We start from the raw sequence: 23670 nt of genomic DNA on the forward strand, positions 1-23670 counted from the left end.
TACCAATAATAAGGAATGAAAAGGGGATCGCTCAAACCATGATCCGCGTCACAGAGATTGATACCTTTATTGTCGATATCCCGACGATCCGTCCCCATGTGCTGGCTATGGCGACGATGCGGAGCCAATCAATCGTTCTGGTGCGCCTCCGCACTTCAGATGGGATCGAGGGCATCGGCGAAGGCACCACCATTGGAGGGCTGAGCTATGGCGATGAGAGTCCTGAGGGCATCAAGCTCGCCATAGATACCTATATCGCTCCGGTACTTGCCAGCTGTAATGTATCGCGCGTCGCCGCGACAATGGAGAAAATCGGTAAGTATGTCGCTGGCAATCATATCGCTAAATGCGCGGTCGAAACGGCGCTACTGGACGCAGCCGGCAAACGATTAGGCGTGCCCCTTTCCGATCTGGTCGGTGGAGGGCGCGTGCGCGATCGTTTCCCTGTCGCCTGGACGCTGGCGAGCGGTAATACCGCGACCGACATCGCCGAGGCGGAAGCGATGCTGGAAAAACGCCGTCACTCTATCTTCAAGCTCAAGATCGGCAAACGTACTGTGAAGGACGATGTCGCTCACGTCGCGGCGATCAAGAAAGCATTAGGTGACCGCGCGAGCGTGCGCGTCGATGTCAACCAGGGTTGGAGCGAGACTGATGCCGATCGCGGCATGGCGATGCTGGCGGATGCAGGCTGTGATCTGGTGGAGCAGCCGGTTGGGCGCCATGCCTTACCCGCCATGACGCGGCTTTCCGCGCGTCACAGCATACCGATCATGGCGGATGAATCACTGCATGGCCCGACCGACGCCTTCAATATTGCCGCCGCCGCCGGCGCCCGCATCTTTGCCATCAAGATTGCTCAATCAGGCGGTCTGCTTTCGGCACAGAAGGTCGGCGCTATCGCTGAGGCGGCCGGGATCGGCCTTTATGGCGGCACGATGCTGGAAGGCGGCGTAGGCACCGCAGCCTCGGCTCAACTCTTCGCAGCCTTCCCGAAGCTCGATTGGGGTACGGAGCTGTTCGGCCCCTTACTTCTCACCGAAGAAATCCTCACTGAACCACTCCGTTATGAGGAATTCGCGCTGATCGTGCCCGAAGGGCCAGGCCTCGGTGTCTCGCTCGATAAAGACAAGCTGGCTCATTTCCGGCGCGATCGCACAGCGCCCGTACTTCATGCCGTCGTAGGGGGCAATTGATGCTGTTTCAGGTTGAGATGGATGTCGGCATCCCTACCGACGCAGATCCGGTCAAGATCGATACACTCAAGGCCATTGAAAAGGCTCAATGCCAGGAATTGATGACAGCGGGCAAGTGGCGACACATCTGGCGGGTCGCCGGGCGCTACGCAAACGTCTCGATCTTTGACGTCGAGAGCCCCACCGAACTGCACAATCTCGTGAGTTCGTTGCCGCTTTTCCCATTCATGACAATCAAAGTGACTGCATTATGTCGCCATCCATCCTCAATCCACGAGGATGACCGCTGAGCTCGCCGGGTACGGCTAGAACCAAAACAAATCAAAAAGCGCTTTATCAAATTGCTCTTTACATAGAGAGGATACTCCCATGACCAAGTTGACCCAGTCCTCCGAGATCGAAGCCTTTCTGGATCAAATTGCCGGCGTCGGCAAGGCGGGTGAACAACGGGTTAAAACAATCGTTCATAAGATTGTTGCCGACTTGTTTGAAACGATTGATCAGTTCGACGTCACTGACGACGAGTTCTGGCATGCCCTTAACTTCGTGATTGCCGGTGCGCCTGAATTGGGTCTATGGGCAGCGGGCTTAGGGCTGGAGCGTTTTCTCGACCTCCGCGCTGACCTCAAGGATCAAGCCGTCGGCTTTGTGGAGGGGACACCGCGCACGATTGAAGGGCCGCTCTATGTTGCTGGTGCGCCACTGGAAAAGGGCACCGCGCGGCTGGACGACGGTAACGAGCCTGGCGAGGTGCTCATCATGCAAGGCCGTGTCCGTGACACCCGCGGCAATGCAATCGCGGGAGCGATCGTAGACGTATGGCATGCCAATACGAAGGGCAACTATTCGTACTTTGACAAGACCCTGCCTGATTACAATCTGCGCCGCCGCATCGAGACCGATGCCAATGGTCATTACATCTTCCGCAGCATCGTGCCGTCGGGTTATGCGGTACCAAGTGGCAGCAATATCGAGAAGCTGCTGACTGCACTTGGACGCCATGGCAATCGGCCCGCCCATATCCACTTCTTCATTTCGGCGCCCGGCTATCGTCATCTGACGACGCAGATAAACATCGAAGGTGATCCTTATCTGCATGACGATTTCGCCTATGCGACCAAGGATGCACTGATCCCACCGGTCATCCGTCACACCAAAACAGCCGCTATCAACCCCCTAGGGCTCAACGAAACCTATTCCGAGATCGTCTTCGATTTCGTGCTGAACCCCGCTGATGTTGCCGCCGAGGAGAATGAATCGAGCCGCGCCCGCGCGCTGGCTGACGCCTGATCTTCAGAAATATGGGAGGGAAGAATGGCGATCACCTTGCAGGAACGCCTTGACCACGCCGTCATTGATGATCCCGAGAAAGGTATCTTCCGTTGTCGTCGCGACATCTTCACCGACGCGGAATTATTCGAGTTGGAGATGAAGCACATCTTCGAGGGCAACTGGGTCTATCTGGCGCATGAGAGCCAGATCCCGGAACCGAACGATTACTTCACCACCTGGATCGGGAGACAACCGGTCGTTATCACCCGCGACAAGAACGGTAGCCTGCATGCAATCATTAACGCCTGCGCGCATCGCGGAGCAACGCTCTGCCGGCGTAAGCACGGTAATAAAGGCAGCTTCACCTGCCAGTTCCATGGCTGGACTTTCGCCAATACAGGCAAGCTGCTCAAGGTCAAGGACGGCAAGACAGGCGAATATCCGGCGAGCTTCAATACCGAGGGTTCGCACGACCTCAAGCGTATCCCCCGCTTCGAGAACTATCGTGGCTTTCTCTTCGGCAGTCTTAACCCGGACGTGGCTCCGCTGGATGAACATCTGGGTGGATCGAAAGTGATCATTGACCAGATCGTCGATCAGGCGCCGGAGGGGCTGGAGGTCCTGCGCGGCAACTCGTCCTACGTCTATGACGGCAACTGGAAGCTCCAGATGGAGAATGGCGCTGACGGCTATCACGTCAGTTCAGTCCACTGGAATTATGCGGCGACCATGGGACACCGTAACTATAACGCCGAAGGTACTCGCGCCGTCGATGCCAATGGCTGGTCGAAGAGCGTGGGAGGCGTCTATAGCTTTGAGAACGGCCATATCCTGCTATGGACCAAGGTGCTCAATCCGGAAGTCCGTCCGATTTACACGCATCGTGAAGAGTTGGAACGGCGGCTGGGCAAGGAGCGCGCGGGCTTCATCGTCGGGCAAACGCGCAATCTCGGCCTCTATCCCAATGTTTTTCTGATGGACCAATTCTCGACACAGATCCGGGTCGTCAGGCCGATCAGCGTCGATAAGACCGAGATCACCATCTACTGCTTCGCGCCCAAGTGTGAGAATGCCACAGAAAGGGCGCTCCGCATTCGCCAGTATGAGGATTTCTTCAACGTCAGCGGCATGGGCACGCCGGACGATCTGGAAGAATTCCGCGCCTGTCAATCGGCTTATCACGCCGCTGAGGGTGTATGGAATGATCTGAGCCGTGGCGCCACGCGCTGGATAGAGGGACCAGACGAGAACGCCAAAGCGATGGGCCTCAAACCTATCCTCAGTGGCGACCGCAGTGAGGATGAAGGCCTGTTTGTGCGCCAACATGAATATTGGGCCGAGATGCTGCGAAATGCGCTGCAACGAGAAGGTATGGTTACGCCAGTGCAGGAGGCCGCGGAATGAGTACCACGCTCCCCCTCAGCCTCAGCCATCAACAGGTGGAGGATTTCCTCTACCGCGAGGCGCGGTTGCTCGATGACCGTCAATGGGATGAATGGCTCACCTGCTATTCGCCGAAAGTGGTGTTCTGGATGCCATCCTGGGACGATGACGACCAGATCATCGAAGATCCGCAAAGGCATATCTCACTGATTTACTACCCCAATCGCGAGGGGCTGGAGGATCGCGTGTTCCGTATCAAGACGGAGCGCTCAGGCGCCAGCATGCCGGAGCCACGCACCTGCCATTTCCTCACCAACATCGAGGTGCTGGAAGAACGCGATGAGGAACTGGATGTGCGTTTCAACTGGCATACGCTTAGCCACCGCTACAAGGTGACGGACAGTTTCTTCGGAACGTCCTTCTATACGTTAGACACAAGCGGGGATCAGCCATTGATCACCGCCAAGAAAATCATCCTTAAGAACGACTACATCCATCAGGTCATCGACATCTATCACATCTGATGTTGGCCTGCAGGGGAGGAAAAATGGGTTACCGTATCGCACTCAATTTCGAGGACGGCGCCACCCGCTTCATTGATTGCAATGCAGGCGAAAAAGTATTGGACGCAGCCTATCGCCAGCAGGTCAATTTGCCAATGGATTGCTCCGATGGCGTCTGTGGGACCTGCAAGTGCCGTTGTGAACAGGGGAAGTATGATCTCGGCGATGATTATAGCGAGGAGACTCTGACTGAGGATGAAACGGAAGAAGGGTTCGTTCTTACCTGCCAGATGGTGCCTTGCTCCGACTGTGTAATTCGGGTGCCGGTCCCTTCCACTGCCTGCAAGCTTGCGCCGGCTGAACATAGTGGGGAAGTCAGTGCACTTGAGCTCGTGTCCGATAGTACGATCGTCTTCAAGCTGAAACTCGACAGACCGGAGACGTTAAGCTTCCTGCCTGGCCAATATGTCAATCTCGGCGTGCCAGGCACGAGCCAGCGCCGCGCCTATTCCTTCAGCTCGAAGCCGGGCGCTGCCGAGGTGAGCTTCCTAATCCGCAATGTGCCGGGCGGGCTGATGAGCGGTTGGCTTACCCACGAGGCGAAACCTGGTGCGCGGATGAGTTTCATCGGCCCTAACGGCAGCTTTTTCCTGCGCGCCGTCACTCGGCCTGTGGTGATGTTGGCGGGCGGCACTGGTCTCGCGCCTTTGCTCTCCATGCTGGAGGTGTTGACGGATGAAGGCACGGATCAGCCCATCCATCTGATCTATGGCGTCACCAGGGATGATGACATGGTGGAAATAGAGCGGATCGAAGCGCTGGCGGCACGGCTTGTGACCTTTACCTGGACTATGACTGTTGCCGATCCGGAGAGTGCCCATCCGCTCAAGGGTTATGTCACCCATCATCTCTCCGACGTACATCTGAATGGCGGTGACGTCGACGTCTATCTATGCGGGCCGCCGCCGATGGTCGAGGCCGTACGGGCATTCCTGCGCGACAAAGGCGTTGCGCCAGCGCATTTCTTCTACGAGAAATTCGCGGCCAGCGAAGCGGTGCCGGCATGATTTTCTCCGGACGCTTTGCTGGCAAGACGATGGTCATCACTGGCGCTGCCCAGGGTATTGGCCGAGCCGTTGCCGAACGTGCGGCTGCCGAAGGCGGACGTGTCCTGTTCGTTGATCGCGCACCTTTCGTCACTGAGGTTGCCGAGGCCGCCGAGGGCGAGACCGCCGCGATCGCGTGCGACCTTGAAACCTACGATGGTGCGCATACAGCAATGGCATCCGCTGTCGAGTGCTTCGGTGGCATCGACATTCTCATCAACAATGTCGGCGGCGCCATCCGGATGCGCCCCTATGCGGCTTTCGAGCCGGAGCAGATTGAGGCGGAGATCCGCCGCTCGCTGATGCCGACCCTCTGGTGTTGCCATGCCGTATTGCCGCACCTGCTAACGCGGGGTGGCGGCACGATCGTCAACGTCTCCTCCAACGCGACGCGGGGCATTCATCGAGTCCCTTATTCGGCGGCCAAGGGAGGCGTGAATGCGATCACCAAAAGTCTCGCCATGGAATATGCCCCATACAACATCCGCGTTGTCGCCACCGCGCCAGGCGGCACCGAGGCGCCCCCGCGCCGTATCCCCCGCAATCCGCAAGGTGATACGGCGGAGGAACGGGCTTGGATGGATCAGGTGGTGGAGCAAGTGACACAATCCACCTTCCTCAAACGCTACGGCACCATTGAAGAGCAGGCCGCCCCGATCCTCTTCCTGGCGTCCGATGAAGCCTCCTATGTCACTGGCGAGGTGCTACCCGTGGCGGGTGGCGATCTCGGATAGGAGCAAGAGCATGACGAAGACGGCCCTGATCACCGGCGCGACATCGGGCAGCGACCCTTGAGGCTTGATGTGAGGGTTCTGTAACCGGGAGATGACCTATAGTGGTGTGCGATCTCGGTCTCCAGCCCGATGATCCACACGTCAACCGCAATGGTGGCGTCATGGCTCTGGCAATCCGCTTGGTATATTGGGTGCCCGGATCACCATGACTGCAACTGAGGAACTGCACTGTACCGGCGGCCACTATGCCATGGCCTTCATGTGCATGGGTGTCGGCCAAAGGATCGACCTGCTTCTGGAGCGTGTATGATGATGGATTTCGTAACGACCGGTGACGGTTGCCGCATCGCTTACCGCTTTGACGGCCCTGCCGGTGCCCCTGTGCTGCTGCTCTCTAATTCGCTTGGCACGGCGATGGATATGTGGGTGCCGCAAATGCCATTCCTTACACAGCATTTTCGCGTGCTGCGCTATGACAGCCGGGGCCATGGCCTGTCAGACGCACCAAACGGTGCCTATTCGCTGGACCGACTGGGCCGCGACGTGATTGAACTCATCGATGCTCTGTCCATCCCCTCCATTGCTTTCTGCGGCCTGTCCAAGGGCGGGATGGTCGGCCAATGGCTGGGGGTGCGTGCGCCGGAGCGGATCCAACGGCTTGTGCTCGCCAACACCTCCCCCTACATGGGGCCCCCCTCGGGTTGGGATGGACGCATTGCAGCGGTCCGCAAGGGTGGCTTGGCAGCGATTGCCGATGCCGTGCTGGAGCGGTGGTTCACGAGCTCGTTCCGGGCAACGGAAGCCATAGCGCCCGCGCGTGCCATGCTGAAGACGATCAATCCCGAGGGATATGTCGGCTGCTGCGCTGCAATCCGCGACATGGACATGCGGCCTCTACTCGGTCTGATCGCTATCCCTGCACTTGTCATTGGCGGCAGCGAAGACACTGCTACGCCGCCCGATCACACATACACGTTGGTCAACGGCATTGCTAATGCGAAATGCGTCATGTTGACGGCCGCGCACCTTTCCAATCTCGAACAGCCTGAGGCTTTTGCGAACGCACTCCTTGACCATCTCAAATCATAACACCGGGAAGGCCTCTATGACTACGTGGTGAGAAAGCGCACATTTCTATGGTCAATTGCTCGACGGCGAAGAGTGCGAGTCTACTCACTCTTATGACGCGACTGGACCTGCCTCAGGTACGGCATGTAAGCCCGTGCAGGACGAACTGACGCTGTATTCGCGGGGGCGGGATAGCGGAAGTGGGTCGCCAAGCGACAAACAAGCGATGCTGGTATCTAATACGGTCCTGGTTCCGGTTCGTGGCAATGGCATCTGGAATTCCAGGTAAAATACTATCGGTTTAACCAGACGAAAACGTCGGAAACCGTATATAATGGGGGGAAGCCAAATGAAACTGAATAAAGCCGTATTCTTCGGATTGGCTGCGAGCATCTCAGCCTGGATTGCCGCACAAGCGGGAGATCTTCCGAATTATAAATCAGCTCCAGTTGAATATGTTCGTGTCTGTGATGCCTTCGGTTCGGGCTTTTTCTACCTTCCCGGCACGGAAACATGTCTCAAAGTTGGTGGTCTTGTTCTCGCTGAATATCGCGCCTTCAGCCCGTCTTTCAGCATTCCTGGACATGCCTTTTACGGCAATGGGGTCGCCCGGCCGGCGGCCGGCTACGTACCGTCTCCTTCGCTCTATTCAAACGCCCGTTCACGTGACGCTTACGGCTTCGGAGCTTTGGGGCGCATCGAATTGGATGCGCGCACCAAGTCCGAATGGGGAACGGTTCGGACATTCCTGCGTGTAGATGCTTATTACGGTTCAAGTGGTAGCGCAACGGCGGGCAGCGGGGGGCAAATCCCCAATACCTGGAATTTGACGGCAGGCACTACAGCCCCAAAAGAAACGACGATCGTCAATAAGGCGTTTATTCAATTTGCCGGGCTTACAGCGGGGCGGGCCCAATCTTTCTTCGACTTTTATGCGGATGCCTATAACTTTGCGGGTCTTCGGGGCTCCAATGCGACCGTCGCACTTCTCGCTTATACGGCAACTTTCGGCGACGGGTGGTCGGCCACTCTTTCCTTGGAGGATCAACCCTCGCGCCGTGCCGCCATCGGTAGCACCATTGCGGGTTTTCAGGCCCAGCCGGCCGGCACGAGGGTGCCGGATATCGTCGGCAATCTACGCCTTGATGAAGCATGGGGCGCCATCCAGCTTTCCGCAGCGGCCCATCAGGTGCGTGCAAGCCTGTACGCCTCGAGTGCTTTGAGCGTTCCACCTACGAGTTATGCCTTTCCGGACAAAACTGCCAACGAATACGGTTTCGCAGTTCAGGGCGGCTTTCAATTGAATGCGGACTCCATTTCTGCAGGCGACAAATTATGGCTGCAAATGGCCTATGAGAGAGGCGCCTTCAGTTATATCGGCGGGTATAACTTGATTTCTTCTTATGGCGCCGTGAGTCAGAACCGTTACATGGGTAGCGGTTTTACCTCTCTGGATTATACCTCTGGATGGAGCCCGCAAATCAATTCGGACTGCGTTTTTACTGGAACCGGCTCTTGCGAACAGCAATGGGGTTGGGCCTTTGTCGGAGCCTACAAGCATTATTGGCTCCCGACCTTGAGTTCAGCCGTCTTCGGTTCCTATGAGGAAACTCATTATAGTGGCAATGCACTTTCCGGTTATGGAGGTGCGATCGGAGTTGCCAATCTGAAAGAAGCCCGTATTGGCACGAACCTGATCTGGTCACCTTTGCGCGGTTTCGATATCGGTAGTGAATTCATCTATATTCATGTCAATCAAACACGCCCTGTCGGTCTAGCCACGGATCAAGTGCTGGTGGCAGCTGGACTGCCTGCCTTTAAAAATAATGATAGTCTGTATCAGGCGCGTATCCGCGTTCAACGGGCCTTTTAGGATTAAGACGTGATTAATCCTGTTTGAATTCATTGGCTTGGTTCAGACTGAGGAGGCCCAGCCGATGGACCGTCACCTGTTCTGATTCAGCAATGAGTAATGGGCGAAGATCATACCTTATTTGCCGACAAACAAGAGATGCCCACGGCGCGCGGGTGATCGACGTATTCTGAATACCATCATGCATGTTCTGACATCGGGCTGCCGCTGGAAAGATTATCCGAAGGACGATGGGACGCTCAAGACGATCTATAATCGCTTTGTCCGCTGAGCGAACAGGGACGCTGAAGGAGGAGTTTCGCGCAGGCAAGCTCTGTATCCGAACCGCCGGCGGGCGGGAACATCTTTGCGCCACCTGTACCGATATGGTTGGGTGAAAGCAGTGGCTCGTCCTTCAGCATCTTGCGGAAGAAACGCTTGGCAGGGGCCAAGTCATGCTGCGCCGTCGAGAGGAAATCGAGCGGGTTCCCATGCTTGTCGATGGCGCGGTACAGATACTACCACTGGCCTTTGATCGCGACGTAGGTTTCGTCGATGCGGATCGAACCACAGTGCGGCTTTGTGAAGAACGGCAGCGCTTCTCGATCAACGGCGCATAGGCCAGCATCCAACGGTTCAGGGTGCTGTGATCGACCTCAAAACTGCGTTCAAGGAACAGGTCTTCGATGTTACGGTAGCTCAAGGGATAGCGCAAATACCAGGAGACCGCCTGCAGGATCAACCAGGCCTCGAATGCCGCCCCTCGAATCGTCCTTGGACGTGCGCTTCAGCTTCTCGGCAATGGCATTGAGGATCATGGCTGGCCTCCCAATCGGAGGCGTAAATTCCACACATTTCCTCAAAACACTGTTGATCATAAAATTTTGCAACAGCCCGAAATAAATAAACCGCGTATCGCTAGATATTTTATTTTCAATAACTTATAGCTTTCTGCTGATTGATCGGACGAAAGATACAACGCTTCACCGTGAGGCACTCGCCTATGCAGGTACTAAAAGGTGAAAGCTATGCGTTGATCGCAACTTAGTATGGGGCGTCCATCCGCTAAACTAAAATGTGTCCGGGCGAAGCGCTTCACCAGCCGATATCGTTCCCGCATTCAGGAATGGCGCAACATATAGAAAAAACTCTGCGTCAATGGCTTATCGTAGAACTGCGCGCATTTCTGCCTGTATACGTTTAAGGGCTGGGAGATAAAGAGTCACCAACGTGTCAATTCCTGCACCAACGGCCGGCAACCCGAAATTGATGGCTGCGACAGTCGAATTCCTGGCGTTGAGAAGCGGTACCGCAATGGATCGTAAACCCATCTCCACCTCCTGATCGATGATGGCATAGCCTTGTTCTCGCGCAAGGCGTATACGATCCATCACCGCATCAACGTCGGTTAGCGTCAATGATGTGCGTGCCGGCAAGGGCCGGATGCTAAGCCTCTGCCGTGCTTCGGCTTCGGAGAGAGCGGCGAGCATGACCCTCCCCATGGAAGTGCAATAGGCTGGCAGTCGTGATCCAGGCATCAGCGCAATTGACATGACCTTCTTCTGCGCTGCCCGCGCGACATAGACGATTTCATCCTCGTCCAGGATTGATACCGAAGCGCTTTCGCCCAGCTCGCCGGACAATTGATCAAGCCAGGGTTGCACGACCTGTGGCAGCGGCATGGTGGCAAGACAGGCGGTACCCAGACGCAGAACCCTCGGCGTCAGAGTGAAATATTTCCCATCATAATCTGCATAACCATTCAGGGCGAGCGTCAGAAGGCAGCGCCTAGCCGTCGCGCGGTCGAGTCCGCTCGCAGCGGCGACCTCGGCAATCGATTGACGCGGACGCTCGGCAGTGAAGGTCTCTATCACAGCCAGACCCTTCGCGAGGCCTCCCATCGTATCTCGTTGACTTATGCCCATCATGCGTGACCTCATCATTTGTGCGAATAATCAACAAATCATATTTATCGCACAAAATCCATTGCCGTTGAATGGGTCAGTGCCTATCCATGATCACCAGAACCGGCAGGGCAGAGACCCAGCCGGAAGGGAGCGGCAATGGACAAAACTGTAGGGAGCCTTGACGAGGCTTTGACCGACATCGGAGATGGGGCCGTGGTGATGATCGGTGGCTTTGGCGGCTCTGGCGCGCCGATCGAGATGATCCATGCCCTGATCGATCGCTTCAAAAAGACCGGCGGACCGAAGGATCTGACTGTCGTCAACAATAATGCTGGCAATGGGCATGTCGGTCTTGCGGCGATGATTGAAGCCGGAATGGTGCGCAAGCTCATCTGTTCGTTTCCGCGATCGGCGGATCCGAAAGTGTTTACGGATAAATATTTAGCTGGCGAGATCGAGCTTGAACTCGTACCCCAGGGGACGTTTGCCGAACGTATTCGTGCCGGTGGCGCAGGTATCCCAGCCTTTTACACGCCGACATCCTATGGGACGGCGCTTGCCGAGGGGAAGCCTGTCACTGAATTCGATGGACGTCCCTATGTCCAGGAACGCTGGCTCAAGGCTGATTTCGCCCTGGTCAAAGCGCATGCAGCCGATGTCCATGGCAATCTCACCTACAACAAGGCGGCACGCAACTTTAACCCGCTGATGTGTATGGCGGCGCACACGACGGTTGTTCAGGCCTCGGAGATCCTTCCGCTTGGCGGTATAGACCCCGAGCATGTCGTGACACCTGGTATTTTCGTCAACAAGATCGTCGCAGTCCAAAACCCACAGCAGGAGGAACTGCTCAACCGCGCGGGAGCAAGCTATCCATGAATGAGATGATCCGTGACGACATCAAATTGTCGAATGCCCAGATTGCCTGGCGTGCCGCCCAGGACATCGCGGATGGTGCTTATGTCAATCTGGGGATCGGTTTTCCCGAAATGGTCGCGCGTTATCAACCGGCAGGCCGGCAGGCGATCTTTCACACAGAGAATGGCATTCTCGACTTCGGCGAGGCGCCACCAGCGGGGCAGGAGGATTGGGACCTCATCAATGCCGGCAAGAAGGCCGTGACACTCAATCCCGGCGCCGCTTTCTTTCATCATGCCGATAGTTTTGCAATGGTGCGCGGCGGACATCTCGATATCGCAATTCTTGGGGCCTATCAGGTCGCGGAGAATGGCGATCTCGCCAACTGGTCTGTCGGCGCCAAGGGTGTCCCGGCCGTTGGCGGAGCGATGGATCTCGTCCATGGTGCGAAACGGGTTGCCGTGATCACGGAGCATGTCGCCAAGAATGGGACACCTAAGCTCGTGGAGCGTTGCAGCCTGCCGCTCACCGGGGTTGCCTGTGTCACGCGTGTCTATTCGAGCCTCGCGGTCATCGATATCGAAGACGGCCATTTTGTGCTGCGCGAGAAACTGCCGACCATCACGCTGGAACGCCTGCAGTCGCTGACAGGAGCGCAACTCCATATCACGGCGCCTGTCGTCGATCTGATCGTGCCCGACCTCTGAGGACAGACCATGGCTGAAGCTTTTATCTGCGATTATATTCGCACGCCGATCGGACGGTTTGGCGGTGTATTGTCTTCCGTGCGCGCCGATGATCTCGGGGCAGTTCCTCTCAAGGCGCTTGTCGCGCGCAATCCCGGAGTCGATTGGGAAGCCGTCGATGACGTGATCTTCGGCTGCGCCAATCAGGCGGGCGAGGATAACCGCAATGTTGCCCGTATGTCCCTTCTGCTTGCCGGTTTCCCGGTGAGCGTCACCGGTACGACGATCAATCGGCTTTGCGGTTCCGGCATGGATGCTGTCGCGACGGCAGCCCGGGCGATCAAATCGGGCGAGGCGGAACTGATCATCGCCGGTGGCGTCGAAAGCATGTCGCGCGCGCCTTTCGTACTGCCGAAGGCGGAGAATGCCTTTTCGCGCAACATGGAAATCCACGACACGACGATTGGCTGGCGGTTCGTGAACCCTCTGATGAAATCCCAATATGGCGTCGATTCCATGCCCGAGACGGGCGAGAACGTCGCCGAGAATTTTGGCATCAGCCGTGAGGACCAGGATGCCTTTGCCGTGCGCAGTCAGAACAAGGCCGCGGCGGCACAGGAGAATGGCAGGCTTGCCAAGGAAATCGTCGCCGTGACAATTCCGCAGCGCAAGGGCGATCCCAAAGTGGTGGATCGCGACGAACATCCGCGTGCGACGACACTGGAAACACTGGCGAGACTGCCGGCACCCTTTCGCTCAGGTGGTAGCGTGACGGCGGGCAATGCCTCGGGTGTCAACGACGGCGCGGCTGCGCTGATCGTGGCAAGCGCTGCGGCGGCAGAAAAATATGGCCTCCAGCCGATTGCCCGCGTGCTTGGCGCCGCCGTGGCGGGCGTGCCGCCGAGGATCATGGGCATGGGCCCCGCGCCTGCCTCGAAAAAGCTGATGCAAAGGCTCGGGCTTGCCCATGAGGATTTCGACGTCATCGAACTGAATGAGGCTTTCGCGAGCCAGGGCCTTGCCACTTTGCGGACGCTGGGGATCGCCGATGATGATCCGCGGGTCAATGCCAATGGCGGGGCCATCGCGCTTGGCCATCCGCTCGGCATGTCGGGGGCGCGTATCACTGGCACGGCAGCGTTGCAGCTCGGGCTCAAAGGAGGCAAACGGTCCCTGTCGACAATGTGTATCGGCGTCGGGCAGGGGATCGCCATCGCGCTTGAACGTGTGTGACTCTCTCCGCCAGGATACAGAATGTCAGGCGAGCCCGCTCGCCTGAATATCCCGGTCATCTATATATAGATCTATCGTTACCGTTCCGGCGGCAATAACAATCACCTTGTATTCATGAAGCGGCACCGAGTTCCTCGATAATCTTCATAGCTTCGGCGAAGCCCGTATTGGCCGCCGGCACGCCGGCGTAGATTGCCGTCTGCATCAGCACTTCCTTGAGGTCGTCCTGCGAGAATCCGTTGCGTGAGAGACCAGCGCGGACATGCAGGGCGAATTCCTCCCAGCGCCCGAGGCTGGCGGTGATGGCGACGACGAGCAGGCGGCGGATACGGTCATCGAGGCCGGGCCTGCCCCAGATTTCCTGCCAGGCGATGCGGGTGATCATCGCCTGAAAATCCGTATTGAAGGGTGTCCGCCTGGCGAGAGAGCGATCCACCCATTCATCACCGAGAACCCGCCGGCGGTTGATGAGCCCTGCCTCATAAAGCGTGTCGGCTGCATTGCCGACATCCTTATGCGGCAGGAGAAAGCGGCGGATCGCTGTGGCGAGCGGGACGGGGGCTTCGAGAGGAGCCAGATGGGCGGCATCGAGGCTCACCGCCCAGGCATCGGGAATAGCGTCAACGAGCCGTTCCCCATGACCGGTGAAGGGCGTCGAGACATCGCGTGTCCCCGTCACGACGAGTACGGGAAGCGCCAGTTTGGGAAGGCGATCGATGAGCGCCATGTCGCGGATGGCGGCTCCCGCGCCGGCATAACCCGCCGCATTCATGGATACGAGACCCAGACGCAGGCTTTGTGCAATTGCTGGCGCACTCATGATGAAGGATGGTGAGAGAAAGCGCCCCATGGCGAGATCGGCGATCGCACCCATTCCTTCCGATCGCACTTTCACGATACGATCTGCCCAGGCCTTGCGATCCATCTCCGCCGAGGTGCAGATGAGCACCGCTGCTTCGACGATCTCGGGGTGGGAGAGCGCGAGTTCCATGGCCATCATGCCGCCGAGCGACACGCCGGCAACGGAGACGCGCGAGAATCCGGCCGCCTTGATGACGGCATGAACATCTTCCGCAAGTTCGGTGAGCGTGTAATCGCCTTCCGGCGCATCGGAAGCGCCGTGTCCGCGTGTATCCATCCGCAGGATCTGGAAGTCACGCAAGAGATGCGGCATACATGCATCCCATAGGCCCATGTCGGTGCCGATGGAATTGAGAAGGACGAGTGGAGGAAGCTTCTCTTCGCCCTCGCGTTTCCAATAAAGGCGGGTCCCGCCGCGGAGTGTGAAGGGCATTGCTTATTCCTTGCGGTGAAATGAGAGTATGGCTTCGACGATCGTCTGGCTCTCGCCGATGTCGTCTCCGAGCCTGGCAGCTGAGAGATTATGTGCGATTGCGGCCTCGTTGATGTCGAGGCCTTCGGCGACATCGGCCATGACGGCGATGGAGCCCGAAGCCAACAAAAAGAGATCCGCCAGCACCGGCCCTTCCGCCTGCCAGCCGCCAAGTCCGCGTTCTTCCTCTGCCGGCAGGCTCGCCAGCATGGCCGCGACGAGACCGGGGGCGCGATGGGCGGCTGCAAGCGCGATCTGACAGCCGGTCGGGTTGCGCTTGTGGGCCATGGCTGAGGAACCGCCGCGCCCTGCAATCGTCGGCTCGCGGACCTCGCCGATGGCATTTTGAGCCAGCAGTGAGATGTCGCGCGCCATTTTTGCGAGCGCGCCGATGAGAATGCCGAGGGCGGCGCCAATGGCCGCTGTGCCGGTCCTGCGTCCATGCCAGGGGACACCGACCGCGAGATTGAGCGCCTCGGCAAGTCTTTTGGCGACGGCAGCCCCTTTGCCGTCAAACCCGGCGCGTGTGCCCGCCGGGCCGCCGAAGGCGATTTTTGCGTTCTTCTCGCTTTCGTTCGCAAGGCGGTGCCAGGCATTGTCGATGCCTGCCAACCACTGGGCGAAGCGCAGGCCGAGACCGATCGGCAAGGCATCCTGCAGCAAGGTCCGCCCGATGGCGGGGGTTGCGGCGTGCCGCTCGGCCAAAACGCCAAGTGCTTTGACGATCCGTCCATGATCAGCGGCAAGCAGGCTGATCGCGCGCTTGACCTGACACATCAGGACGGTATCGGCGACATCCTGGCTCGTCGCGCCGAAGTGCACGAAGCTGGCGACATCTTCCGGGACAGTGTCGCGCAGGGATTTGACTAGCGGAATAGCGAGTGTGCCTGCATGGGCCGCCGCCTCCGCGAGTTCCTCCGGCACAAGCACGAGATTTGCGCTCGCCGTCGCGATGATCTCGGCCATTGCTTCCGGGATCACGCCTTCGGCGGCTTCGGCGCGCGCCAGCGCGCCCTCGAAGCCGAGCGCCAGCGCAATCACGCTGGCATCGGAAAAGAGAGCGAGCATGGCCGGGGTGGCTGCCGGTCGTTCTCGAAGCAGCGCGCTCACAGGTCGAAAAACACGGTTTCATGGGCGCCGCTGAGATGGATCGGGAACCACCATGCGCCATCATCCCGCTTTTGCGCCAGCAATGTATGCCTGCGCGTCTCGGGCACGAGAGAGAGAATGGGATCCATATCGAGCCCTTCACCATCGGCAAAATAAAGCCGCGTCGCCAGCCGTTTCAACAGGCCTCGGCCGAAGACGGAAACCGCGACATGTGGGGCCTGCAATGTATTGCCAGGACCGGGCACGCGGCCCGGCCGGACGGTGCGAAAATGATAGATTCCTTCCGCGCTTGCCGCAGCCCGGCCGAAGCCGATGAAATGGGGATCCAACGGCACATCCTCGCGCATGTCCGCGTCGCCATTGTAGCGGCCGGCAGCATTGGCCTGCCAGATTTCGATCATCGCATCAGGTACTGGCGCGCCGTCAGCGTCGAGAACGACACCCTTGATCTCGATCGCCTCGCCTTGCGGCATGCCTGATCCATGGGCATTGTTCAGCACGAAATGTTCCGGGGGTACGAGGTCGAGGCGTGGACCGATCTCCGATTGTCCGAGAAGATCGGCGCCGCCTTTCCACGGCAATCCATAATGGAAATAGGGGCCGACCGTCTGAGAAGGAGTCTGACCGAAAAGATCCGGGTTCTGGTTGTCATGGCGCGGCAGCGCCTCTCGGTGCTCAAGATCCAGGGTCATAGTCATTACTCCTCGAACGGTGTCTGGTTTTTGCCACGCAGGACGATATCGAATCGATAGGCAAGCGCCCAATTCGGCGTTGTCGTCGCCATATCGAGCTGGCTGACCATGCGATCACGGTAGGGCAAGGGCACGGCATTGGCGATGGGATCGATATCAATCAGAGGATCGTCGGGGAAATACATTTGCGTCACGAGCCGAGTCGCGAATGCCGGTCCGAGCAGTGAGAAATGAATATGCGCCGGCCTCCAGGCATTCTTGTGATTGCCCCAGGGATAGGCTCCCGGCCGGATGGAGATGAAGCGATAATTGCCTTCGGCATCGCTGATGACATGGCCGGCGCCGGTGAAATTGGGATCAATCGGGGCGTCCCAATCATCTTTGCGATGGATATAGCGGCCAGCGGCATTGGCCTGCCAGACCTCGACGATGGTATTCGGCACGGGCCGGGCATTTTCATCCAGAACGCGACCGAAAACGATGATCCTTTGACCGAGCGGCGCGCCTTTGTGCTGGGTCGTGAGATCGTGAATCGCGGGACCCATGAGCTTGTCCCAGACAGGACCGGGGCCGGTGACTTCCGTCAGGGTCTGCGGCATATGGACTAGCGCCTCGCGCGGGCTGCGTGCGACCGTGGCGCGATAATCCGGAAACAGGGATGGCGGAAATCCCCTGTCTTCCCGTGCAAATTGAAGAAGTCCGTTCACGCTGTTATCCTCCCGCTGTATCGGTTCGTGTGCTTTTCTGCGTCATTTACATGCGTTTGATGCAAACGGTTTATTTGTTTCTCTGGTGTTTACGTTGATGTCGTGACCATTATCAGAAACAAGACGCACGTGAATTGGCGGCGCGCATAAATTCGCCTGCGGTTTCCGATCATGGATCATGGTCGTTTTCGTTTGAGACTCTTCATTATACGAACATTCTCCTGGCAGAGAGTCCGGTGGCTTTCCCGGAGCGAAGCGCTGGCAGGCGCCGAAAAGTCATGTCCTGACAATAGAAAAAAAATTGGATTTTCCCATGGACTGAAAAACGATAAAGTTGGATTATTCACCGGCTTTGTCTCCGCGCCCGGTGAGGTTCAAGGATCGCAATCGACGCGCGGTACCGCAGGTGGCGCCTGTTCCTGTTCGGTCCTGGACTTATGCGCAGCTCCGGCGCTCTTTACCGTTACGTCGCTTGCACCTGCCTTGCGCGACGGAAATTGGGACTTGTTTCAATTTATTACTTAGAATCAATTATATATAACTTTATGAGTGCTGGTGAATCCGGGCAATCTGGTTCAGAAACGATCTCGTTTGGGAAAGACACGCGATGCAGGCCGTCCCCGCGTTTTACCTATATGGAGAACCGCATCAGTCGGTTACCGAGGGCTTTGTCCATATTGAGGCACTGGACGATCGTACGCGGCCAAGTGAATGGACAATTCAACCACATTCTCATGTCGAATTATGCCATATTTTCTTCGTTGGCGCGGGTGGCGGCGCGATGCTGGCGGATGGTGAAACAGTTACATTCGAGGCTCCCTGCCTCCTCCTGGTTCCCGCCAATGTCGTTCACGGCTTCCGCTGGTCGGTGGAATCAAGCGGCTTCGTCGTCACTCTCGCCAAGAGTTACTTTCTCGATCTCACACGCAGGGATACGCTTGTCGGCGCCATTTTCGATCGGGCTGATTGCGTTGCTCTTGAACCGCCGCAGGTCGGGAGGGTCGCGGGACTGATTGACGATCTGATGCAGGAATCCGGCTGGTCCCTGCCTGGCTACGCTTCGGCCATCGATTCCATGATTCTGGCAATTCTGGTTATGGCTCTGCGCGCAGTCGGGCATCGGCGTGACAAGCAACAGCTTCTCAATCGTCATTCCGTCATTGTCGCGCGGTTTCGTGAAATGGTGGAACGCCGTTTCCGCCTGCGTGAACCGATACCCGTTTATGCCGCGACTCTGGGCATAAGCCTGACCGTTTTGCGGTCCGCCTGCGCGGAAATCGCCGGCTGTTCTCCTTCGCTTCTGCTCGATCGAAGAGCGATGCTCGAGGCAAAGCGCGCGCTGTTATACACGGCGCTTTCCATCAACGAGATCGGTTTTTCTCTGGGTTTTGCCGATCCTGCCTATTTTTCGCGATTCTTTACGCGTCATGCCGGGATGGCGCCGCGCGCCTATAGGGAGAAAAGAAGCCAGTCCTGAGTCCTTACTCATGCGCGTCAGAGCGACGCATCGCATCGATACACATGTGTTTGCGCGTCTTCGAAACTTTTCCCTTTTGTGTGTCTGATTTATAAATATTTTTGTGAAATCAGCTTCTTAATTGCGTGATGATTATGGATTTTGCATCGATTGCGCTGAGGAAACTTGTGGCCATGCAATAGGAGCATGGCTCTTTCGATAAATCGGCGCTGGTTAAAAGAACGGATTGTGCCTAGTGTCAGCTTCAGACAGACGCTTTTTTGCGATCGCAAAAGGGCAACGGAACTTCAGACATGGTTTTCTCATTCCCGCGTCGGGAAAGAAATTATCGCATGGAGTTCAACACCCAGAAATTTGTGAGTTCAGCCATGAAACAGACTCTCGTTGCCACTATGGCGATCTTCATTGCCTTGACATCGGCCAGTTTCGCTGAGAACAAGCAAAACCAGTCGAATGTGAAGGTTCAGGTCGAGCAATTCCAGAAGTCAATCTATATGAAGGACGGCCATTGGTATTGCGATTTCTACAATTGCCGGTGGATCCCTGCTGGCGAGGAATGATCGCCTGAGTTTCGAGGCTGACAGGGATCCTGGGCCCTGTTGCGCATTTGCCTCCTTCAAGAACCCCCTTCAAGATCTTGGTGCAAGGGCCTCGTGAATGAGGGTCAGAATGGAGTGCAGCCGGGGCAATGGTACTTGGCCGGGAGCCGAAGCTTCGCCGACCATTCCAAATGTGGCACATGAACCGAAAAGTTCGCCGGACAAGCGGGAAATGACGCCAGTGCCCGCCATGGCCATTGTGATCATGGGGCAGGTCGCGTAGCGGCTGTACATTTCCCATGTCGCCTGCAGGAGGCGCAGCAAGTCACCCGCATCCTTCGGCATCGTCGCGATCTTGATGATATCCGCTCCAAGATCCTGCATCCTCTGCAGGCGCGTGATCAGTTCGTCCACTGGCGCCGTTCCGGCAAAATCGTGGTTGGACAGGACGACGTAAGCGCCGGTTCGATGCGCAGCCGTGATGATCTGACGGATGATGGTTTCATCCCGCACCAATTCGACGTCGATCAGGTCAGCCTTGCCTTCTTGAAGTACGGTTGCATAAAACCGGCCATAGGCTTCATCATCGATAGCGGTCATGCCGCCTTCCGCCTTGGTTCGGAAGGTGACCAACAAGGGTTTGGACGGAACAATTTCCGCCGCCTCACGCGTCAGGGCGGCTACAGCGCCGAAATCGAGTGCTATGTCGAGGTGATCGACCCGCAGTTCGATGAGATCAATCGTGTCTTCCTCGGCGAGACCTGCAAGACCGGCCAAGACCTCGGCATGTGTTTTCGCGGTAATGGGCACGATGATCTTGGGCTGTCCGGTGCCGATGGATACACCTTTGATCGTCACCACGGGAGTCTCGATCATTCCCGTTCTAGCCAAGACAGTATCAGCCACGATTGATCCTCGATAAGTATTGATGGCGCGTCAAGCGAACAGATGGTCCTTGACATAATCAAGCGGCATGTCGTTACCAGTCCACATTTTGAACGCTGCCGCGCCCTGGTGCAACATCATGGGAATACCATTCATCGTCCGGCACCCCGCCGCTTCCGCCTGTTCGAGAAATTTTGTCTTGCGGGGTGCGTAGATCGAATCCGTCACGAAAAGATCTGGCCGCAGGACGCCGGGATCCGGCAAGGGAGACAGACCTTCAAGCTTGCCTTTGAAGCCGACATTGGTGGCATTGGCCAGGACCGCAGAGTCCTTGACGCAGGCGTGGAATGTCTCCAGATCGTCCAGATCGTGGAGCGAGACCTTTGCATTGGTTTTCTCGCTGATCTTCGCCGCATTGGCTTCGCCTTTGGCGAAAAAGTCGTCGCGCCGGTTAAAAATATGGATCGAGGCGACCCCGTCCAGAGCCGCTTGCGTCGCGATTGCCATGGCGGCGCCGCCTGCGCCGATCAGGGTTATCTTCTTGTCCCTGGTTTCGACGCCCTGTTCCCGCAGTGCGGCCATGTAACCCAGACCATCGGTATTCTCGCCGCGCAATACGCCATTATCGTTGACAATTGTATTGCAGGCGCCGATCAATTCGGCGGCCGTGGATATGTGATCGAGATATTTGATCACTTCCATCTTGTTAGGCATGGAAACGTTCCAGCCTCGCACCTTCAAGACGCGCAAAGCACGAATGGCGTCTTCGAGATCCGGAGCATCGACCTCGAAAGCGAGATAAGCATAATCGAGCCCGAGTTTGGCGAGAGCCAGATTATGCATGCGCGGTGAATCGCTGTGACGGATCGGATATGCGATCAGAGCCAGTAATTCCGTGCGGCCTGTGATTTTCTGCGCGACTTCCATGGACACCTGCGCCTCCGCAACGGCCTCGAATGTACTTTTGGTCATGCCGTTAACACTTTGTTCTGTTCATTGGGGGACTGAATGGGGTCGTTCGTTTCGCTGACATTCCGCGATGTAGCGGCATGCAGGCCGGCGATATAGCCGAAGGTCATTGCCGGTCCGAGATTGATGCCGCCTGCTGGATAATAGCCTCCCATGACGTTGGCCATATCGGTTCCCACCGCGTAAAGGCCTGGAATAGTCTTGCCACTCTCGTTCAATACGCGGGCGGAGGCATCGGTTTTCAGGCCAGCGAAAGTGCCGAAACTGCCCGGCACGACCTTGACGGCATAGAAGGGTCCCTTCTCGATCGACGCCACGCAGGGATTGGGCTTGTTGCGGGCATCGCCACCATAGCGGTTGAACGGCGTGGAACCCCGGCCGAAAGCGGGATCCTCGCCGCGACGAGCATGTTTGTTATAGGTTTCCAGCATCTCCGCAAGGCCCGCGGGATCAATGCCGCATCGCTGTGCCAGTTCCCTGATCGTGCGGCCGGTCTTGATATAGCCAGATCGTATGTGCGGACCGACCGGCAGGGGGAAAGGCTTGCTGATTCCGAGCCCATAGCGTCGCTGAAAGGCGTGTGTGCAGATGAGCCAGGAGGCGACCTCCTCGCCGGGTGGCACGGCCTGTTGCATCGCCGTGACGTAATCGTAATAGCCGTTGGCTTCATTGACGAACCGCCGGCCATTGCGCAACACGGCGATGAGTCCCGGTTTCGCGCGTTCTATGATGTGCGGGAAATGACCGGTCGTGCCATCGGCGAAAGGCACGAGTGAAACCGGGCACCAGGCAGCCGGGGAGGCGAGGCTGGTATCCACGAAGCCGCCAATTGTTTCCCCAAGCCGCAATCCGTCACCCGAGGCTGAGGCCGGCGTGACCGACCAATGTTCAGCTCCAGTCTTCATATGCGGAAAAAGGCTTTTACGGCGCTCGATGTCATGTGGAAAGCCGCCAGCAGCAAGAATGACACCCTGGCGGGCAAAAATGGTGGTCTCCAAGCCATCTTTCCTGACGACAACGCCACATACATTTCTATCGTCCATGACGAGGTGCTTGACCGGGCAGGAAACCAATATCCGTACACCAAGATCCGTGGCGGAACGCGCGAGCCGGGCAATCAGCGCGTTGCCGTTCACAAGTTGCGTGGCGCGGCCATAACGCAGGAGATCAAAAACATGCCGGCCGAACCGTCGCGTGACATGGATGAAGGCCTTGACCGAGCGCGTCATATTCATGAAGGCGGCAAGGTCCGGGCCGGCTTGAATGCCGAGCCCCAGGAAGGTCGTCTCGCGCATCGGCCGGCGTAGCTGCGGCAGCAGGTTTCCAAGCTCACGGGCGTCATAGGGTGCGGCGATGACCGAGCGGCCTCCGGTACCGGCACCGGGCTGCCAGCCGTGAATATCGCAAATCTTCGTCCCGCCCTCGAATTGCAGCGCCGTTTTTTCCTCGAAGAAAGCGACCATGCGTGGACCTGTTTCGAGAAAGGTCCTGACCTTTTCCTCGTCGAAATGATCGCCGAGCTCATCGCGCAAATAGGTTAGAGGCGCTTCCGGATCCTCATCAATGCCCGCGCGCTTCGCGAGCGGATTACAGGGCACCCACATCCACCCACCGGACCAGGCGGTTGCGCCGCCGAAGACGGGGTCCTTTTCGGCGACAATGACCTTTTGTCCATGGAAGGCGGCGGTGACAGCCGCAGCGAGGCCTGAGGCACCTGATCCGACGACCAGGACATCGCATTGCAGGGGTGCGGTCATCACAAGGTCCTCACGCAAGCTGGAGACCCGTGCCGCAAATTTCTCCCGCCATAAAGACGATGGTGGAATGTGCGCCCGGATCAAGCGTTTCCATTTTATGAATATATATTCAAATTATGAATACTATTCCAATAATCAAAGCCGCGCTGGGGCTTTGTGTCAAGCGAATATTCATAACTAGTACAGTTTTTGATTAAAATTCAAAAACTGAATTTAGTTCAGATTTTTAATTGAAAACGGCCATGCCGCCGTTATAAATAAGCAGGCGGCAGTGACCGGGGCTGCGTGAATCGCAAGGGTGTCAGCCATGTGTGAAGCGGCCTGTTCAAAGGGAGGAGCAAGTGAAACAGCTTGCCTGCAATGCAGCGATCAATGCGCGACCCGTATTTCCTTTGCTGGCCGC

General features: G+C 57.4%; 23 protein-coding genes and 2 pseudogenes. 16 read left to right on the forward strand and 9 right to left on the reverse strand.

The features are described from left to right. Nucleotides 1–38 precede the first annotated feature (38 nt). From DL88_RS14980 to DL88_RS21100, 11 genes and pseudogenes are all read left to right on the forward strand, one after another. Nucleotides 39–1196, forward strand: a complete 1158-nt coding sequence (locus DL88_RS14980) for a muconate/chloromuconate family cycloisomerase (protein ID WP_034997742.1) — start codon at nucleotides 39–41, stop codon at nucleotides 1194–1196. After that, nucleotides 1196–1486 (forward strand): muconolactone Delta-isomerase, encoded by a 291-nt coding sequence (catC, locus tag DL88_RS14985; RefSeq protein ID WP_034997745.1) that lies wholly within the window; start codon nucleotides 1196–1198, stop codon nucleotides 1484–1486. The genes DL88_RS14980 and catC overlap by 1 nt, the downstream gene beginning before the upstream one ends. Nucleotides 1487–1565: 79 nt before the next feature. After that, nucleotides 1566–2486, forward strand: coding sequence for a catechol 1,2-dioxygenase (gene catA / locus DL88_RS14990; RefSeq protein WP_034997749.1), 921 nt, complete (start codon nucleotides 1566–1568; stop codon nucleotides 2484–2486). Nucleotides 2487–2510: 24 nt separating this feature from the next. After that, the gene (locus DL88_RS14995) at nucleotides 2511–3872 is read left to right on the forward strand and encodes a Rieske 2Fe-2S domain-containing protein (protein ID WP_034997759.1); all 1362 of its coding nucleotides are present in this window, start codon (nucleotides 2511–2513) and stop codon (nucleotides 3870–3872) included. Then, on the forward strand, nucleotides 3869–4375 hold the full coding sequence (gene benB / locus DL88_RS15000) for a benzoate 1,2-dioxygenase small subunit (protein ID WP_034997762.1): 507 nt from the start codon (nucleotides 3869–3871) through the stop codon (nucleotides 4373–4375). Before DL88_RS14995 ends, benB begins: the two co-directional genes overlap by 4 nt. A gap of 23 nt (nucleotides 4376–4398) precedes the next feature. After that, complete coding sequence (gene benC / locus DL88_RS15005) at nucleotides 4399–5421, forward strand: benzoate 1,2-dioxygenase electron transfer component BenC (protein WP_034997765.1); 1023 nt, start codon at nucleotides 4399–4401, stop codon at nucleotides 5419–5421. Further along, nucleotides 5418–6194 (forward strand): benzoate diol dehydrogenase BenD, encoded by a 777-nt coding sequence (gene benD / locus DL88_RS15010; protein ID WP_034997767.1) that lies wholly within the window; start codon nucleotides 5418–5420, stop codon nucleotides 6192–6194. The genes benC and benD overlap by 4 nt, the downstream gene beginning before the upstream one ends. Nucleotides 6195–6375: 181 nt before the next feature. Continuing rightward, nucleotides 6376–6504: pseudogene (locus DL88_RS19975) on the forward strand (3-oxoadipyl-CoA thiolase); the annotation flags it as partial. Beyond that, complete coding sequence (gene pcaD / locus DL88_RS15015; protein WP_245270873.1) at nucleotides 6501–7283, forward strand: 3-oxoadipate enol-lactonase; 783 nt, start codon at nucleotides 6501–6503, stop codon at nucleotides 7281–7283. The pseudogene DL88_RS19975 and the gene pcaD, both read left to right, overlap by 4 nt. 328 nt (nucleotides 7284–7611) lie before the next feature. Then, complete coding sequence (locus DL88_RS15020) at nucleotides 7612–9135, forward strand: porin (RefSeq protein ID WP_034997770.1); 1524 nt, start codon at nucleotides 7612–7614, stop codon at nucleotides 9133–9135. A 112-nt stretch (nucleotides 9136–9247) separates the two neighbouring features. Further along, the gene (locus DL88_RS21100; RefSeq protein ID WP_370736398.1) at nucleotides 9248–9406 is read left to right on the forward strand and encodes a transposase; all 159 of its coding nucleotides are present in this window, start codon (nucleotides 9248–9250) and stop codon (nucleotides 9404–9406) included. 58 nt (nucleotides 9407–9464) lie between these two features. Here the strand turns inward: DL88_RS21100 and DL88_RS19985 are convergent. Together DL88_RS19985 and DL88_RS15035 are read right to left on the reverse strand one after the other, a co-directional pair. Next, nucleotides 9465–9932, reverse strand: a pseudogene (locus DL88_RS19985) (IS6 family transposase); the annotation flags it as partial. 345 nt (nucleotides 9933–10277) lie between these two features. Continuing rightward, nucleotides 10278–11039, reverse strand: a complete 762-nt coding sequence (locus DL88_RS15035) for an IclR family transcriptional regulator domain-containing protein (RefSeq protein ID WP_034997909.1) — start codon at nucleotides 11037–11039, stop codon at nucleotides 10278–10280. A gap of 138 nt (nucleotides 11040–11177) precedes the next feature. Between DL88_RS15035 and DL88_RS15040 the strand changes: the two genes are divergently transcribed. From DL88_RS15040 to pcaF, 3 genes are read left to right on the forward strand one after another with little or no spacing between them, the layout of a single operon-like run. Continuing rightward, nucleotides 11178–11900, forward strand: a complete 723-nt coding sequence (locus tag DL88_RS15040; protein WP_034997785.1) for a 3-oxoacid CoA-transferase subunit A — start codon at nucleotides 11178–11180, stop codon at nucleotides 11898–11900. Then, nucleotides 11897–12586: a 3-oxoacid CoA-transferase subunit B gene (locus DL88_RS15045; protein ID WP_034997788.1), complete on the forward strand. Its 690-nt coding sequence runs from the start codon at nucleotides 11897–11899 to the stop codon at nucleotides 12584–12586. The genes DL88_RS15040 and DL88_RS15045 overlap by 4 nt, the downstream gene beginning before the upstream one ends. 9 nt (nucleotides 12587–12595) lie before the next feature. Continuing rightward, nucleotides 12596–13798, forward strand: coding sequence for a 3-oxoadipyl-CoA thiolase (gene pcaF / locus DL88_RS15050; protein WP_034997791.1), 1203 nt, complete (start codon nucleotides 12596–12598; stop codon nucleotides 13796–13798). 112 nt (nucleotides 13799–13910) lie between these two features. Here the strand turns inward: pcaF and pcaDC are convergent, their stop codons facing one another. The 4 genes from pcaDC to pcaH are packed head-to-tail and all read right to left on the reverse strand — an operon-like array spanning nucleotide 13911 to nucleotide 17640. Then, complete coding sequence (pcaDC, locus tag DL88_RS21025; RefSeq protein ID WP_034997793.1) at nucleotides 13911–15092, reverse strand: bifunctional 3-oxoadipate enol-lactonase/4-carboxymuconolactone decarboxylase PcaDC; 1182 nt, start codon at nucleotides 15090–15092, stop codon at nucleotides 13911–13913. 3 nt (nucleotides 15093–15095) lie between these two features. Continuing rightward, nucleotides 15096–16199, reverse strand: coding sequence for a lyase family protein (locus tag DL88_RS15060; RefSeq protein WP_210165319.1), 1104 nt, complete (start codon nucleotides 16197–16199; stop codon nucleotides 15096–15098). A gap of 38 nt (nucleotides 16200–16237) precedes the next feature. Continuing rightward, on the reverse strand, nucleotides 16238–16933 hold the full coding sequence (gene pcaG, locus DL88_RS15065) for a protocatechuate 3,4-dioxygenase subunit alpha (RefSeq protein ID WP_034997797.1): 696 nt from the start codon (nucleotides 16931–16933) through the stop codon (nucleotides 16238–16240). Between the two features lie 5 nt (nucleotides 16934–16938). Then, entirely contained in the window at nucleotides 16939–17640 is a 702-nt protein-coding gene (gene pcaH, locus DL88_RS15070; protein WP_034997800.1) for a protocatechuate 3,4-dioxygenase subunit beta, read from the reverse strand. Between the two features lie 607 nt (nucleotides 17641–18247). Here pcaH and DL88_RS15075 point away from each other — a divergent pair. Together DL88_RS15075 and DL88_RS15080 are read left to right on the forward strand one after the other, a co-directional pair. Further along, the gene (locus tag DL88_RS15075; RefSeq protein WP_034997804.1) at nucleotides 18248–19117 is read left to right on the forward strand and encodes a helix-turn-helix domain-containing protein; all 870 of its coding nucleotides are present in this window, start codon (nucleotides 18248–18250) and stop codon (nucleotides 19115–19117) included. 368 nt (nucleotides 19118–19485) lie between these two features. Then, entirely contained in the window at nucleotides 19486–19677 is a 192-nt protein-coding gene (locus DL88_RS15080; RefSeq protein WP_156971133.1) for a hypothetical protein, read from the forward strand. A gap of 69 nt (nucleotides 19678–19746) precedes the next feature. Here DL88_RS15080 and aroD read toward each other — a convergent pair whose 3' ends face one another. Genes aroD through DL88_RS15095 form a run of 3 tightly spaced genes read right to left on the reverse strand, consistent with a single transcriptional unit; the run spans nucleotide 19747 to nucleotide 23267 of the window. Then, the gene (aroD, locus tag DL88_RS15085) at nucleotides 19747–20562 is read right to left on the reverse strand and encodes a type I 3-dehydroquinate dehydratase (RefSeq protein WP_245270875.1); all 816 of its coding nucleotides are present in this window, start codon (nucleotides 20560–20562) and stop codon (nucleotides 19747–19749) included. A gap of 30 nt (nucleotides 20563–20592) precedes the next feature. Beyond that, nucleotides 20593–21513 carry a shikimate dehydrogenase gene (aroE, locus tag DL88_RS15090; RefSeq protein WP_210165320.1) on the reverse strand — a complete coding sequence of 307 codons (921 nt, stop codon included), beginning with the start codon at nucleotides 21511–21513 and terminating at the stop codon, nucleotides 20593–20595. Continuing rightward, nucleotides 21510–23267, reverse strand: a complete 1758-nt coding sequence (locus DL88_RS15095) for an FAD-dependent oxidoreductase (protein ID WP_051956041.1) — start codon at nucleotides 23265–23267, stop codon at nucleotides 21510–21512. The genes aroE and DL88_RS15095 overlap by 4 nt, the downstream gene beginning before the upstream one ends. Between the last annotated feature and the right edge of the window lie 403 nt (nucleotides 23268–23670).

Source organism: Beijerinckia mobilis (assembly GCF_000745425.1).
Lineage (GTDB): Bacteria > Pseudomonadota > Alphaproteobacteria > Rhizobiales > Beijerinckiaceae > Beijerinckia > Beijerinckia mobilis.

Bases quoted from the DNA above. Each gene is read 5' to 3' on its own strand.
- DL88_RS15060 (WP_210165319.1), bottom strand. From the start codon at position 16,199: ATGCTCGCTCTCTTTTCCGATGCCAGCGTGATTGCGCTGGCGCTCGGC.
- benB (WP_034997762.1), top strand. From the start codon at position 3,869: ATGAGTACCACGCTCCCCCTCAGCCTCAGCCATCAACAGGTGGAGGAT.
- pcaF (WP_034997791.1), top strand. From the start codon at position 12,596: ATGGCTGAAGCTTTTATCTGCGATTATATTCGCACGCCGATCGGACGG.
- aroE (WP_210165320.1), bottom strand. From the start codon at position 21,513: ATGACCAAAAGTACATTCGAGGCCGTTGCGGAGGCGCAGGTGTCCATG.
- DL88_RS15075 (WP_034997804.1), top strand. From the start codon at position 18,248: ATGCAGGCCGTCCCCGCGTTTTACCTATATGGAGAACCGCATCAGTCG.
- DL88_RS15020 (WP_034997770.1), top strand. From the start codon at position 7,612: ATGAAACTGAATAAAGCCGTATTCTTCGGATTGGCTGCGAGCATCTCA.
- DL88_RS15095 (WP_051956041.1), bottom strand. From the start codon at position 23,267: ATGACCGCACCCCTGCAATGCGATGTCCTGGTCGTCGGATCAGGTGCC.
- benC (WP_034997765.1), top strand. From the start codon at position 4,399: ATGGGTTACCGTATCGCACTCAATTTCGAGGACGGCGCCACCCGCTTC.
- DL88_RS15035 (WP_034997909.1), bottom strand. From the start codon at position 11,039: ATGGGCATAAGTCAACGAGATACGATGGGAGGCCTCGCGAAGGGTCTG.
- benD (WP_034997767.1), top strand. From the start codon at position 5,418: ATGATTTTCTCCGGACGCTTTGCTGGCAAGACGATGGTCATCACTGGC.
- DL88_RS15045 (WP_034997788.1), top strand. From the start codon at position 11,897: ATGAATGAGATGATCCGTGACGACATCAAATTGTCGAATGCCCAGATT.
- catC (WP_034997745.1), top strand. From the start codon at position 1,196: ATGCTGTTTCAGGTTGAGATGGATGTCGGCATCCCTACCGACGCAGAT.
- pcaG (WP_034997797.1), bottom strand. From the start codon at position 16,933: ATGACCCTGGATCTTGAGCACCGAGAGGCGCTGCCGCGCCATGACAAC.
- DL88_RS15080 (WP_156971133.1), top strand. From the start codon at position 19,486: ATGAAACAGACTCTCGTTGCCACTATGGCGATCTTCATTGCCTTGACA.
- DL88_RS15040 (WP_034997785.1), top strand. From the start codon at position 11,178: ATGGACAAAACTGTAGGGAGCCTTGACGAGGCTTTGACCGACATCGGA.
- pcaD (WP_245270873.1), top strand. From the start codon at position 6,501: ATGATGATGGATTTCGTAACGACCGGTGACGGTTGCCGCATCGCTTAC.
- DL88_RS14980 (WP_034997742.1), top strand. From the start codon at position 39: ATGATCCGCGTCACAGAGATTGATACCTTTATTGTCGATATCCCGACG.
- catA (WP_034997749.1), top strand. From the start codon at position 1,566: ATGACCAAGTTGACCCAGTCCTCCGAGATCGAAGCCTTTCTGGATCAA.
- DL88_RS14995 (WP_034997759.1), top strand. From the start codon at position 2,511: ATGGCGATCACCTTGCAGGAACGCCTTGACCACGCCGTCATTGATGAT.
- pcaDC (WP_034997793.1), bottom strand. From the start codon at position 15,092: ATGCCCTTCACACTCCGCGGCGGGACCCGCCTTTATTGGAAACGCGAG.